Source organism: Microcoleus sp. FACHB-68 (assembly GCF_014695715.1).
Lineage (GTDB): Bacteria > Cyanobacteriota > Cyanobacteriia > Cyanobacteriales > Oscillatoriaceae > FACHB-68.
On sequence record NZ_JACJOT010000002.1, the window covers coordinates 1 to 14466 of the forward strand.

General features: G+C 47.0%; 10 protein-coding genes and 1 pseudogene. 5 read left to right on the plus strand and 6 right to left on the minus strand.

Features of this window, described 5'->3' with window-relative positions; translation table 11 throughout:
• Window positions 1-112: pseudogene (locus H6F73_RS01615) on the minus strand (photosystem II D2 protein (photosystem q(a) protein)); the annotation flags it as partial.
• Window positions 113-268: 156 nt separating this feature from the next.
• On the opposite strand from H6F73_RS01615, the gene H6F73_RS01620 reads away from it, so the two are divergent.
• The 4 genes from H6F73_RS01620 (at window position 269) to H6F73_RS01635 (ending at window position 4242) form a co-directional block, all read left to right on the plus strand.
• Entirely contained in the window at window positions 269-835 is a 567-nt protein-coding gene (locus H6F73_RS01620) for a photosystem I assembly protein Ycf4 (RefSeq protein ID WP_190757094.1), read from the plus strand.
• A 157-nt stretch (window positions 836-992) separates the two neighbouring features.
• Window positions 993-1754 (plus strand): peptidylprolyl isomerase, encoded by a 762-nt coding sequence (locus tag H6F73_RS01625; RefSeq protein ID WP_190757095.1) that lies wholly within the window; start codon window positions 993-995, stop codon window positions 1752-1754.
• Window positions 1755-1822: 68 nt separating this feature from the next.
• Window positions 1823-2968, plus strand: coding sequence for a beta-ketoacyl-ACP synthase (locus H6F73_RS01630; protein ID WP_190757096.1), 1146 nt, complete (start codon window positions 1823-1825; stop codon window positions 2966-2968).
• Between the two features lie 188 nt (window positions 2969-3156).
• Window positions 3157-4242: an ATP-binding protein gene (locus H6F73_RS01635; protein ID WP_190757097.1), complete on the plus strand. Its 1086-nt coding sequence runs from the start codon at window positions 3157-3159 to the stop codon at window positions 4240-4242.
• Between the two features lie 88 nt (window positions 4243-4330).
• Here the strand turns inward: H6F73_RS01635 and H6F73_RS01640 are convergent, their stop codons facing one another.
• Window positions 4331-6910, minus strand: coding sequence for a PAS domain S-box protein (locus H6F73_RS01640; protein WP_190757098.1), 2580 nt, complete (start codon window positions 6908-6910; stop codon window positions 4331-4333).
• Window positions 6911-7045: 135 nt separating this feature from the next.
• The gene (locus H6F73_RS01645) at window positions 7046-9190 is read right to left on the minus strand and encodes an ATP-binding protein (protein ID WP_190757099.1); all 2145 of its coding nucleotides are present in this window, start codon (window positions 9188-9190) and stop codon (window positions 7046-7048) included.
• A 436-nt stretch (window positions 9191-9626) separates the two neighbouring features.
• On the opposite strand from H6F73_RS01645, the gene trpD reads away from it, so the two are divergent.
• Window positions 9627-10745 (plus strand): anthranilate phosphoribosyltransferase, encoded by a 1119-nt coding sequence (gene trpD, locus H6F73_RS01650; RefSeq protein WP_190757100.1) that lies wholly within the window; start codon window positions 9627-9629, stop codon window positions 10743-10745.
• Between the two features lie 111 nt (window positions 10746-10856).
• Here trpD and H6F73_RS01655 read toward each other — a convergent pair whose 3' ends face one another.
• From H6F73_RS01655 to lnt, 3 genes are all read right to left on the minus strand, one after another.
• Window positions 10857-11423, minus strand: coding sequence for a retropepsin-like aspartic protease (locus tag H6F73_RS01655; RefSeq protein WP_190757101.1), 567 nt, complete (start codon window positions 11421-11423; stop codon window positions 10857-10859).
• 101 nt (window positions 11424-11524) lie between these two features.
• Entirely contained in the window at window positions 11525-12457 is a 933-nt protein-coding gene (locus tag H6F73_RS01660; protein WP_190757102.1) for a retropepsin-like aspartic protease, read from the minus strand.
• Between the two features lie 326 nt (window positions 12458-12783).
• Window positions 12784-14328, minus strand: coding sequence for an apolipoprotein N-acyltransferase (gene lnt / locus H6F73_RS01665; protein ID WP_242072307.1), 1545 nt, complete (start codon window positions 14326-14328; stop codon window positions 12784-12786).
• Between the last annotated feature and the right edge of the window lie 138 nt (window positions 14329-14466).

Sequence of the window (14466 nt, forward strand, 5' to 3'; positions counted from 1 at the left end):
ACAACAATAGGCCCGACCAGCCGATGAATACGAAGCGATCACGCTTGAGCCAGTCATCAAGGACGTCAAACCATCCTCTTTCTGCTGGGGCGCGTCCGACTGCTATGGTCATTTCGTTTAAACCCTCTTGTATTAAAACTGCGAGGTTTCTAAGTAAGTTAACATAACTATATATGAAATTTATCAATATTCGCAAAGTCCGCCCTCAATGAGTAGGGATTTCCTGTAGGCTGGTGAATTTGAATTAAGCAAGCATGGTAGTAGTTCGATGACTGGACAAACAATTTCTAAAAATGATCGCATCCTCCGCAAGGAGATTATCGGTTCTCGCCGGCTCAGCAACTACTTTTGGGCAACGGCCTTGTCTGTGGGCGGCACCGGCTTTCTGCTAGCTGGGGTTTCTAGCTATCTGCACCAGAATCTGCTGCCCTTTGCCGATACCACCCAGTTAATCTTTGTCCCCCAAGGTCTAGTCATGGGTTTATACGGCTCTGCCGCTTTGCTCCTGAGCCTTTACCTTTGGCTGAGCATCTTTTGGGATGTGGGCGGTGGTTACAACGAATTCAACCGCGAGACGGGTGAGATTAGCATTTTCCGGTGGGGCTTTCCCGGTAAAAACCGGCGGATAGAACTCAAATCCACTACAGAAGAAGTCCAATCAATTCGCGTTGATATTAAAGAAGGTCTCAATCCTCGTCGCGCCCTTTATTTGCGTCTTAAGGGAAGAAGGGATGTGCCCCTCACGCGCGTGGGCCAACCGCTGGCCTTGGCTGAGTTGGAAAATCAAGGAGCTGAACTGGCTCGATTTCTGGGCGTGCCGCTAGAAGGTTTATGATAAGCGCTAGGAGCGTAGCAAAATTCCTTTAAAATCAAGCCTCAGCGGCCCCATGCCGGCACGTCGGCCCCATCTTTGCCGGCAAAAACCATTTCCCAGGTGGCGCAGTCTCAGCGTTATGATCAGGCCGGCGCACCAATTGTCTAGATAATTCAAAATGCAGATTAAAATTCGCCACTGGTTAGTCTCAATTTTGCTTGTGGGAGCACTGCTGATTGGAGGATGTGCTGATCAAAACTCTGCTTCCCAAACTTCCCCAAATGCTTCAGACGCTCAAACGTCGCCGGTAGGCAATCAAGCCAACAACCCACAACCCAGCAATTTACCCCGACTAGACGGTAAAGCAACCGTGGTGATGGTCGTCAACGGTTCTGCGATTACGATTGAAGTCGATGGCACCAATGCCCCCATCACCGCCGGCAACTTCGTTGATCTCGTGCAGCGCGGCGTGTATAACGGTCTTGTGTTCCATCGAGTCGTGCGCGAACCGGAACCCTTTGTGGTTCAGGGCGGCGATCCTCAAGGTAAAGACCCCAAAGTGCCGGTAGAAGCTTTAGGAACCGGCGGTTTTGTTGACCCCGCAACCTCTCGTCCCCGCTATATTCCCCTTGAAATTAAGCCCAAAGGGTCAGGCGCTCCCGTCTATAGTAAGACGCTGGAAGCTGCAAACGTGCGTGCTCAACCTGAGTTACAGCATAAACGTGGTGCTGTGGCGATGGCGCGTTCAGCCCCCCCAGATTCAGCTTCCTCGCAGTTCTACTTTACGTTAGCGGATCTCCCGTTTTTAGATGGCAATTATGCCGTATTTGGTTCAGTTACCCAAGGTATGGATGTGGTTGACAAAATTCAGGCGGGAGATCGCATTGAATCTGCCAAAGTAACCCAGGGATTGGATAACTTGAAGTTAGGAAATCAATGATCAAAGATTTTAGATTTTAGATTGCACTCAATTTAAAATCTAAAATCTGTGCATTTCAGAATTAAGTCGTGGAAGTTGTTGTCACCGGCATTGGGTTGGTTTCAGCGTTAGGGACACTCGAAGCCAGTTGGCAGCGGTTGCTTGCCGGGAAGTCAGCCATTAAGCAACATCAACCGTTTCCAGAACAGCCACCCCGCCCCTTGGCACTGATTGGCCCAACGCTTACCGATTTGTCTGCTTTAACCCAGCAGGTTGTGGCAGAAGCAGTGCAAGATGCCGGTTTAATCCTGCCGGCAGCCGAGTGTGGCGTGGTGATTGGCTCAAGCCGTGCTTATCAAAGCCAGTGGGAACAGCAAGCCAGGGAAGCCATCCAACAGAGGGAAAGCCCCGTTAAATTGCCTCCTTCCTGGCTGGAAACCCTTCCTCACATGGCAGCTATCAATACGGCGCGTCAAATTGGCTCAAGCGGGCCGGTTTTGGCACCAATGGCCGCCTGTGCCACCGGCTTGTGGGCGCTGGCCCAAGGGTTTGAGCTGATTCAAACAGGGCAGTGCCGGCAGGTAGTGGTCGGCGGGGTGGAAGCGCCGGTGACACCGCTGACGCTGGCAGGATTTGACAGAATGGGAGCTTTAGCAAAAACGGGTTGCTATCCCTTTGATCGGCATCGCGAAGGTTTGGTGCTCGGAGAAGGCGCGGCAGTGTTTGTGCTGGAGTCTGCCCAGCTCGCTCAAGAGCGCTCTGCAAGGGTTTACGGGCAAGTGCTGGGTTTTGGCTTGACAAATGATGCTTGTTATGCAAATTCCCCAGAAATAGGTGGAGCCAGTGCAATCGCATCTGTTAAGCAATGTTACAAACACAGTGGCATTTCCTCATCTGAGATTAATTACATCCACGCTCACGGCACCGGCACCGAACTCAATGACGAGTTTGAAGCGAATTTGATCGAGCGGTTGTTTCCTCAAGGTGTGCCGGTGAGTTCCACGAAGGGCGCAACAGGTCACACATTAGGCGCATCCGGTGCAATCGGTGCGGCTTTCGCGCTGATGGCGTTGCAGTATCAAATTTTACCGCCCTGTGTGGGTTTGAAAGCGCCGGCCTGTGATTTAGATTTCGTGAGTGTGGCGCGTCAGAGTGAGATAAATAATATACTTTGTTTTAGTTTTGGATTTGGCGGTCAGAATGCGGTAATGGCGTTGGGGAAACATTCAAGCTAAACAAAACATTCGTTGCGGCTTTGTTTTTGTGCCTGCAAGTTGCCTTGTAAAGTTCCAATTGTATAATCCCATCGCCTCACAGTGCCAAGTTATTCCACAGAGAAAAGCCGGTTAGAATTACCACATCGGTGAACTTGAGGGAAGATAGATCAAGCAGCTTCCTCGACTAACGATGCAGGTACTCTCGCATGGATCTGAAATCGCATCGGTTTATCGCCTATTTTGAGCCGGCGCAAGCAGCAGAACTTTGCCAGCTAGCAATTGTGGAGAGTTTTTCCGATCAAAAAGTTATTTTTGAAGAAGGCGAAACCTCAGACTCGATTTACCTAATTTTAGACGGTCAAGTGGCGTTTAGTAAGCGCACCAATACGAATAAATATCAAACCGTTGCCATTGCCGGCGCAAACGACTTTTTTGGCGAGTTTGGAGTATTAGACGGACAACCACGCAGTGCCAGAGCTTCAACGAGCGGCTGTACAACCTTAGCAAAAATTCCGCGTGATCGGCTGATGGAAATTTTACTCAAGACAAATGGCAGTGTTGTCCTCGACGTGTTTCGTCATCTGATTCAACATTTACGCTCTACAACTGATCGATACGTGAATCAAGTTGTTCACAAAGAAAAAATGGCTTTAATTGGAGAAATGGTCAATACCATTATTCATGATTTTAAGGGTCCATTCACCGGCATTCATCTGGCTAGTTCAATGTTAAAAGAAATTCACGCAGATGAAGATACTCAGGAGTGGTGCGAGATTATCCAAACGCAGCTCACCCGAATGCTAGAAATGACCGATGAAGTTTTAGAATTTGGACGCGGAACCCCAGCAATTAACAAACAACCCATCAAATTCCTTGAACTGATTCAATATTTTCAAAAGCTAAATCGCTGTTATTTTGAATCTGAAAAAGTTATGTTTATCTTTCAATCGGCAGATATCGTTATTAGCGCTGATGAAAATAAGCTCATGCGTGTTTTTCAAAATTTAGTCACTAACGCTGTAGAATCTTTTAACGGAAGTGGCGGTCGCATCGAATTCGTGGCTCGCTCTGTTCAAGAATGGGTGGAAATTACAATTAGCGATAATGGCCCTGGAATTCCTGAAGCAATTCGAGGTCGGGTGTTTGAACCGTTTGTTACCAGCGGAAAACGGGGTGGCACCGGCTTGGGAGCAGCAATTGCCAAATCGGTTGTCGAAGCGCATGGCGGTCAGATTTATTTTGAATCTAAATCCGGCCAAGGAACCACATTTTATATTCGTTTACCCGCTTAAATTTTCTGATTTAAGCTATCTCTTTTAAATAAGAATTTTTGGATAGCAGCTTTCTCACTTTAAATAGACTTTGTTTGCTTATAGCAGTTTACGACACAGGCACTTGCTGAACCGGCAGAATTAGCACAAACTCCGTTCCCTGTGCCGGTTGAGACTTCACCCAAATCTGACCCCCATGCTTTTCCATGATTTGATAGCAAATTGAAAGCCCTAACCCCGTACCTTTTCCCACCGGCTTCGTCGTAAAAAATGGATCGAATATCTTGGTTTGAATTCTTGAAGAAATTCCAGGGCCATTATCGGCAATGTGAATGACCACATGATTTTTTATTTCAAACTTTGAATTCTGAAAAACCTCTAAATTCAATCGAGAAGGTTCAGGATTATATTCAGTGCGAATCTTAATCACTTTTGTCAATTTTTCATTCATTAAACCTTCTCTTTCAGATTCAGCCGGCAGAGGAACCCCAACCAAAGATTCTAACGCATCAATTGCATTGCCTATAAGATTCATAAATACCTGATTGAGCAGTGCCGGATAGCACTCAACTGCAGGTAAATCGCCAAACTCCTTGATAATTTGAATCATATAACGCCCCGATTTTTCTTTCAGGCGATGTTGCAAAATCAGCAACGTACTCTCAATTCCCTCGTGAATATCGACAACCTTCATCTGAGATTCATCAAGCCGCGAAAAATTTCGCAAGCTCAGCACAATACTGCGAATGCGCTCAGCCCCTAGTTGCATCGAACGCAGCAGTCGCGGCAAGTCTTCCTTCAAGTAATCTAAATCAATCGCTTCGATATACTCGTGAACGGCATCTTTCTTGCCCTCTGGTTTTTCTGTGTGGTAGCCCTGCTGGTAGAGTTGGATTAAGCCCAGCAAATCTTGACTGTATTGAATGGCAAAAGTAAGATTTCCATAAATAAAATTGATCGGGTTATTAATTTCGTGTGCAACACCAGCCACTAACTGCCCCAAACTAGACATTTTTTCCGTTTGAATTAGCTGAGCTTGGGTTAACTGTAGCGCGTTCAAAGTTTGTTCTAACTCAGTCGCTTTTCGGACAAGCTCCCCTTCAGATTCCCGCAACGTTTCCTCAGCTAGCTTGCGTTCAGTAATATCTAAAACAGTTCCCAGCAGCTTAATAACATTGCCCTCATTATCAAAAATCGGTTGCCCTTTTGCAGCCAAATATCTCACTTCGCCGTCAGGGCGCACAATTCGCTGGTCGAATTCATAAGATTGTGCTTCATTAACCACCTGCTTAACAGCTTTGGTTACAACTTTTATATCGTCAGGATGAACCATTCGCAAATATTCGGAAAAGTTGGGAGGAGGTTGGCTTGGTTCTAAACCAACAATTCGGAATAGTTCATCTGACCAATTTACAGCTTGGGTTCCCACATCAAATTCCCACCAACCGACGTGAGCCACTTTTTGAGCTTCTGCAAGTAAAGAAACCATCGATTGCATCTCAATTTCTCTTTTGCGGATCGTTTCTTCACCTTGTTTGCGCTCGGTAATATCTTCAAGGATACTAATCGCATACTGAGGCGATCCCGAAGCATCACGCACCAGGGAAACCGTTAAATTTCCCCAAACATAAAAGCCTTCTTTGTGGCGGTAACGTTTTTCGATGCAGTAACTAAATATTTGCTTCTGCAATAACTGGGAAATATCAACACAATCCGCATCCAAATCTTCGGGATGCGTAATATCCTGAACCCGCAGTGACTCAAATTCTTCCGCAGTGTAGTTTAAAATGTCACAAAAGCGCTGGTTGACTCGCACAAACCGGCCATCAAGTGCCAGATGAGCAATACCGATACCGGCTTGTTCAAAGGTGGCCCGAAATTCCCGATCACGGTTACTTAAAAATCCGATTTCCCCAGTGGATGCGGCCTCAACTTTAGCGCTTTCAGTGATATCAATGCCGGTGGCGATCCGGTACTTGAAGGAATTATTCGCATCTTGAAGGCTACGATGTGACCAAGTAATGAGCCGGCGTGTCCCGTCTCGCGTCATGCATTCGCTATCATGCTGCTTCGGAAATTGACGCTCAAAATTTGAACATTCCAACCCATTTGGCAACGCTTCAGGAGTGAGGAATATCTGCCAAAAAAATTGGCCTCGCACCTCAGCTAAACTGTAGCCGATGGTTGCAAAACCGGCTCGGTTGCAGTGAACAATCCGTCCCTGCCGGTCGAGCACCACAACCAAAGCATCGGTGGTATCCAAAACCGCAGCCAGCAAGTTTTGCTCTTCCTGCAACGCAGCTTCAGCCTGCTTTTTTTGGGTAATATCCACACACATCCCCATCATCTGTGCCGGCTTGCCGTCCTCGTCTTTAAACACCTTTCCTGTGCCGGCTATCCAGCGAACGCTCCCATCTGGCCAGATGATGCGAAATTCAATGTAAAAATCCTCACAAGCGATGCCGGCGGGGGTAAACAATTTGCTCAATACGCTTTGATCCTCCGGATGAACTTTTTCCAGAACCGCTTCGTAACTGCTTAGCCGCGTCCCCGCCGGCAGCCCAAACAAAGGTTCAAGATTTTCAGACCAAGCCAGACTGTAGCTGGGGAGATTCCACTCCCAGATAGCAGTGTGGTTGGCTTGCAACGCTAATTTCAGCCGGTTATTGATCTCCTCAAAACATGGCATAGATGCAACCACTGTTTTTGTGAATTGTGAGTTTAAAATCGCACAAGCTATAAAAGACCTATTTAGGTGAGCCTTACCTGATGCTTCTAGCTTAACTGTTGAGGGAATTTGTCATCACAATTTGCTGGCCCTCACTCACAACGAAACGGAAGTTGTTCGTTTTTGTTGAAGTGGCAAAGTGATGACAAATTCCGTCCCCTCACCCACTTGGGAATTCACTGAAATTTCACCCCCATGCTTGTCAATAATTTGATGGCAAATTGAAAGTCCTAAACCTGTGCCTTGCCCCACCGGCTTGGTCGTAAAAAACGGGTCAAATATTTTGTCTTTAATTCCTGGATCAATTCCCGGCCCATTATCGACAATCCGAATTAAAACTGAACATTCAGATTTGATAACTGCTAGCTTATCTTCAATTCTTTGGTTCATTGTTTTATTTTTAACAAGCTCCGTGTAAATCATTATTTTTCGAGAAGAATCCTGACTTTCTAAGGCATCAATTGCATTATTAATAACATTCATAAAAACTTGATTAAGCGGGGCAGGATAACACTGTACAGGTGGCAAGTTCCCGTAGTTCTTAATCACTTCAACGTTGTCTTTAAGCCGATTATTCAAAATAACCAGCGTGCTGTCAATTCCTTGGTGCAGATCAACAGATTTGGCATCGGCTTCATCCAGGCGAGAAAAATTCCGCAGGGATAAAACCAACTGGCGAATCCGCTCAGCACCTTTTTTCATAGAACCCAAAATTTTAGGAAGGTCTTCTTCCATAAACTCCCAATCAATCCTTTCTATCTCTTCCTGAATTTCCACAGGTGGATGAGGATAGTGTTTTTGATAGAGATGTAACAGCTTCTTTAACTCTTCAATATAAGCTTCAGTGTATTCTAAGTTACCGTAAATAAAATTAACCGGATTGTTAATTTCATGAGCCACACCGGCAACCAATTGCCCCAAAGAAGACATTTTTTCGCTCTGAATTAACTGAGCTTGGGTGCGTCGCACTTCTTGCAGAGCTTTTTCTAATTGCAACGCTTGCTCTCTCATTTGTGCTTCCGATAGCTGCAAAGCTTCTTCAGATTGTTTGCGATCCGTAATATCCCGTGCCACGCAAATCAAACCGATCACAGTGCCTTGAGGATCGTGATAAACATCTTTGGTCGTTAAGTAAATTCGGGGAGTGGGCATTTTATCAGCCCTAATTCCTCGCTGCCAATCGCCCATCACGGTGACAACTTCCTCCACAATTTGACTTTCGCCCCTGAGCATAATTTTGCGGTCGGTCGCCATAATTTGACGGGCGGTTTCCGGCGATAGCAATTCAGTGTCATCTTTACCCAGAATTTCTTCCCTGGGTTTTCCCAAAACACTCGCACCGGCTGAATTAATCAACACATAGCGACCCTCAAGATTTTTCACATAAATTGCATCGGTCGTTCCTTCAATCACAACTTGCAAAAGGTTATAACTTTGTTGCAGCGCCTCTTGCATATGCTGATGTTCAATAACACGCTGTTCCAGGCTTAAAAGCGTTTGTTGTAATTGAGTCGCCATGCTGTTAAAAGCCGCCTTGAGTTGGCCAACTTCGTCTTTGGAACTGCCTTCCGCCCGTTGATGCAACTCACCGGCAGCGAGTGCTTGCGCTAAATTTGCCAAGTCTTGCAGCGGTTTACGAATCTGCCGGTTAAATAAGACAACCGTCAGCATCGCCACGCCAATGCTGACCAAAATTGAATCGATTACAGTCACAATTGCCGATTTGTAAAGGCGCTTTTGAACATGGGCGACTGAATAACCCAAGCGGATCTGTCCCAGCGGTAGATTTTGGGAAACAATCGGGATGCTAACTTCTCGAATCAGCGGTTCTTGACGCGCTTGATTAATCGCAGTGAGGATATCGCCCTCTGTCTGAATCGTTGCGATAGATTGGGCAATCGTGGGGCTGTCCCGCTTTAAGAAGTGCGTGATGGGAAGTTCCTCAGAGTTCAGAACCACGCCGTAAATGATATCGCCATCCTGAGAGATTTGTTGCATCAGCAACTCCAGGGTGAGGAAGTCCGAACTCGAAAGCGCATCTTGGCTAACGACACTCAGGAATCTGCCTTGACCGGCTACTTTGGATTCTAAATCAGCCACCTGCTGATTAAATCCCCGATTAATCTGGTATGCCCCGAACAGTAATTGAATGGCCAGCAGGAAAGTCCCGGCAATTCCCAGATAGCCAAAGGCAATACTATTTCGTCTGGATGCACCTGAATTTTTGCTTTTATCGGCCATCTCTGATTGACCCTAGCCTGATGAAGTCGGTAAACGCAAAGCTGTACTTATCCCTGCGATACGCTTGTAACGTTCGCACTAATACCTAAAAATTAACCTCTGCTTAACAAGTTTGCTGCTAACTATTCTGTTTTAACTCCTTAATGAGCCAATCGAGGCAAGTATAACCGCGCTTGCCGGCAGAAAATCTGCTTTGCCGGCTGTAGATGCCTGTAATACCGCTTCACTCCCGACAATTTACTCGCACCCGATCTGCCAAAGTTGCCGGCGCAAGCCCGAACACAGGAGTTTTCAGTTGTGCGTTGTGAATTCCCAACCCAACCCTAAAGCCTTAAGTTTCTCTTAAACCCAATAACTGATTGCCAGAGAAAGTACATAAAGTTATAAGCTGGAAAAAACTAGCTATTTGTGACTTCCGTCTTAAAGCGTAAATTTTATGATTGATTCTGCTTCACCGGCAGCAACAGACGCCCCCAGCGAAGCCCTTAGTTGGCCAACTTTGCTGCAACAGCTACTAGATCGCCAGTCCCTCACCCGCTACCAAGCTGCTGGACTCATGCTGGGATGGCTCAATGAAGAAATCCCGCCGGTGCTATCGGGGGCAATTTTAGCGGCAATGCAAGGCAAAGGCATCTCAGCTGACGAGCTAGCTGGCATGGCTCAGGTATTGCAATCTCAATCTTCTCCACTCAGGCAAGACGCGACTAACGCTAACCCCTCATCCAGAAGTGGAAATTCCCAACTGAACACGGTTATTGATACCTGTGGCACCGGCGGAGATGGAGCCTCAACCTTTAATATTTCCACAGCAGTTGCCTTTGTGGCAGCAGCAGCCGGGGTGCCGGTCGCCAAACATGGTAATCGCTCAGCCTCTAGTCGCGTGGGTTCCGCTGACGTACTAGAAGCGCTGGGAATGAATTTGAGCGCTGCCGGTGAGAAGGTGTATGCCGCACTCCATGAAGTCGGGATTACGTTTCTGTTTGCTCCTGGCTGGCACCCAGCGCTGAAAGCTGTGGCACCCATGCGGCGCACATTGGGCGTGCGGACGGTGTTTAATTTGTTAGGGCCGCTGGTCAATCCTTTGCGCCCCACCGGCCAAGTAATTGGAGTGTTTGATTCTCAGTTGGTGGCAACAATCGCCCAAGCTTTAGGACAGTTGGGCACTCAAGCCGCAATTGTCTTGCACGGACGCGAGAAACTTGATGAAGCCGGCTTAGCTGATATCACAGATTTGGCGATTCTTTCAGCCGGCAAGGTACGGGTGGCAACTTTAAACCCGCAACAGTTGGGTTTAACACCGGCATCGACGGATCAACTGCGAGGGGGGGATGTTCAAGAAAATGCCCAGATCCTGCAAAATGTTCTGCAAGGCAAGGGAACGCCGGCGCAACAAGATGCAGTGGCTTTAAATGCTGCTTTAGCCCTCCAAGTTGCCGGTGTCATCCCGCTTGAAGACCACGCAGCCGGTCTTTCACTGGCTAAAGATATTTTGCATAGCGGTGCCGGTTGGTCAAAGCTAGAGCAGCTTGTGACATTCTTAAAAACGGAAGCGTGAAGCCGGCAGGAAAAGATTTAAACCGCTAACCAGAGAAAAATAAAGTAGGGGCGTTGGCTGTGCTAGCACCCCTACAATGCTCAATGCAACTGGGTAAGTTTAGGCCAGATATTATTTGGCCGGCCCAGGTGTTGCCGTTTCTGTTTGTGGGTTAAATTCAATGATTTCTTTTTTAATGGTCACATCATAGTTGCTAAAGAAATCCTGGCCGAGCAATCCAATGTCTAGGGTAGGTGAAATCGCGACTGCAACATTATTAATCATCGCATTGCCGGCTTTAATAGAAGCCACACGCCCAATTGCAAACTCAACGTCCTTAGCGTTGGGAGTCTCGACTCGTGCGGTTCCTTCCTGTTTCACGCCTAGCGCTTGTGCCATTTTTGGCGTGATGACCGTCCCACTCGCTCCTGTATCCAACATCATCTCGAATGTCTGATTTCCATTAAAGACGACATCTATCACTGGAATGCCAGAAGCACGGCGTTTAATCGGGACTTGAAAGGCTCCTAAAGTTGTTGGAACCACCTCTTGCGAGCTATTCGGACACATATCCGTCAATTTAATAAGATTGCCGGTTCGATCCCGCAGAAAACATCCCTCATATTCCTGGGCAATGCCGGCAGTTTGGAAAAGCGCCAATCCAGCCAGAGAAATCAATCCGAATTTAATTTTTTCCATAGCAAATCTGACTCCTTATAGAAGCTAAGTAAATGATTGAAAAGTAAGAAACTAAAAATTAAAAAGGGAGATTTTTAATTTTTAATCACTGTTCGCCGCCGTCACCGGCTGTGAAATTCCACCACATCTTCTCTAAAGGTGACGTCGTAACCCCCAAAGAAGTCTTGCCCCAGCAGTCCAATGTCAAGCTGTGATGCAATTGCAACCGGCACGTTATTAACAAGGGCACCCCCAACTTCCAGGCTATCGACTCTGCCAATGGGAAATGTCACCGATTTGGCGCTGGGAGTGTCTGCTATCATCGAGCCTTCTGGAAAAACTCCCAAGACACTAGCCATCTTTGACGTAATTACTGTGCCACTAGCTCCCGTATCAACGATCATGTCGAAAGTTTGCCAGCCATTAAAGGTAACTTCTATCACTGCCGTCCCGCCGGCACGACGTTTGATCGGAGCCAGAAAAACCCCAGGACGGCTGCCACCCTTCCCGGATGAGCCATAGCTGGAGCTACTGCGAGAAGCCGCATCTGACGTGGAAGGGATGAGCGGGACTTCAATCCCCGCTAATTCAGTTTTAGAACGGGTTGTGGCGCGAGCTGCTTGCTGTTTAGCGGAGGCCAGATTTTTCTGATACTCAGCTATTTTGCTTTTTGCTAGTTTATTTTGAGTGCTAGAAGCCGGCACTGTTTTTAAGAGCTTGATAGCCTCTTGCCACTGGCTTTCTACCAGTTGCCAATCTTCTGGAGATTGGGCGGTTTGACTGATGCTAGCGGCACTGTAACCTTTGTCAAGTGCCTCTTCATAGGATCTTCGAGCAGCGCCATCATTAACGGGTGGATTCACCGGCTTCTGTGCTGGCTTTGCTGCCGGCTTTGGACTTGCCGGTGTTGCACTCGCAGCCGGTGCCGGTGTGCTTTGCGCCGTATTGGTATTTGAGCTGCTTGAAGGCTCGCCGTCATTACAACCTACACCGATCACCGCTAGTGCGGCTGCTAAAAAAATCTGTGCTACCCCGAATCGAGAAAATTTGACCATGACTGTTATTTTTTAGCTTCACCGCACTTGTGAGCCGCTTAAGTCGCCGTTACTATTGAGTATTCCCTATCTTTTCCCATTTAAACTTATCCTTTTGCATTTGACGAGTCAAAATTTGCTGAAACCCTTAAACGTCTAGCATCTTCAGCTTTAGCCGGCTTTATTGCTAGCTGCCGGATTTTTTGGTGAGCCACGCTAAACGACTGTGAGGTGCCATTGATGAAAAATTCACACCGCAAGCGGGTTCTTTCAAGCTGGCTAAAATTACCTTTAGCAAGAGGACTGGAGATGAGGAATATTTTTACACCGGCTGATTTTTACCAAAGTTAAGAACCGACACTCATCCGGGTGCGAAAGTCAAAAAAACAGGCCATTGCAACGAGTCCAAACAGTGCCGGTGTTAGCCAATCTCCCCATCGCACATAAAGCGTCTGAGTGTGCCGGCGGTAAATCGTAGCTGCATGAATCTCGTAAGTATTAATTCCCGATATCCATACAGTTTTGCCGTGGGGATCGACAATGCCAGAATAGCCGGTATTGGTGGCTCTCACTGCCCACCGATCCGTTTCAATTGCCCGCATTACATCTTGGGCGTGGTGCTGTGCCGGCATTGATGGGCTGTAGTGGGCGTTATTAGAGGCTGTGAGGATAAACTGCCCGCCTAAAGCTGCCTGACGCTGGAAATGATACGAAAAAGCCGATTCATAGCAAATCCCCACAATTGCACGGCCAAAAGGCGTATCAAATACTTGAGTAGGTAACCCGGCAGCTAGATGAGCGTCTAACGGTGAAAGCCGGTCAATTAAACGTCCTAAAACCTCTCCAAAAGGAATGAATTCCCCCAAGGGAACTAACTTAATTTTGTCGTAGCGGCTGAAGGTTTCTCCTGCCCCTGTAACGGTAAATAAACTATTGGTAAAGCTGTTTCCTGTTTCACCAAATGCGCCCACCCAAGCCAAAACATTTTTATCGAGAATTGCCTGATAAAGTTCATCTCGAATCCCATTCGATTCTAACCATTTCACCGGCAAAGCGGTTTCTGGTGTAAGAATAGCGTCTACTCCTTGATCGGCTAACATTCGATAGCCGGTGGTATAACCTTCAATTGCACGAAGCCATCCTTCTTGGTAAAGTTTAATCGTATTGGGAATATTGCCTTGAATAATGCCAACTTTTAAGGCATCTGCTGGGGGTTGTGCCAGTGGCCGGCTGTAGAGGGAAAATCCTAAAAGATGCAGGAATAAGCAAAGGCTAACTGGCAATAAATAAACTAAAATATTTGCTTTAATGCCTTTTACTGGATGATTTTTGGCTTTAATCCAAGCTTCAGCAATTAAGCCATTGACGGCAACAAGGGCGGCTGTTACAGCAGAGGGACCGGCAAGTTGAGCCAGGTGCAAAATAGCGAGATTGTTAGGACTTTGGGTGTAAGATAGGGAACTCCACCATAGGGAGCCGGCGCTCCAGATCGTTTCTAAAATGCACCATAAAGCGGTGCCGGTTAACACTCGAACTAATGTTGAAACTTTAAACTTTCGATTGATCCAAAAGAAACAAGTTGCCCAAATTGCAACTAATGCCGCTCCCCAAAGCGTGATAAATACCCAACAGAAAAACGCAATCGCCAAACTTGCCAGCCAAGGCACTCCCATCCAAGTCATGGGGTGAACGCCGGTGATCCAAAAAAGAGCGACCCCGTGATAACCAATTCCCCATAACAAAGCAGTCAAGGGTAAAAATTTCTTTTCTTTTTTCTCTTTTAACTGTTTACTTTCTTGCACCACCAGCAACCAAAGGGGCGCTAAGGCAACCCACCCTAGGAACCAAGCACCAACCGGCGCGGGTGTCAGTCCCATCAGAATCCCACTCATCAGGATGAGCACAGGGGTTGGGATATGATGATTGGTTTTGTTGAGTTTGAGGCTGCGAATTGTGAGTATTTTCAAGCTACAGTCACTCCCCAATGTCATGAATTATAGTTAGCAGTGCTTATAATGATTAAAATTAGT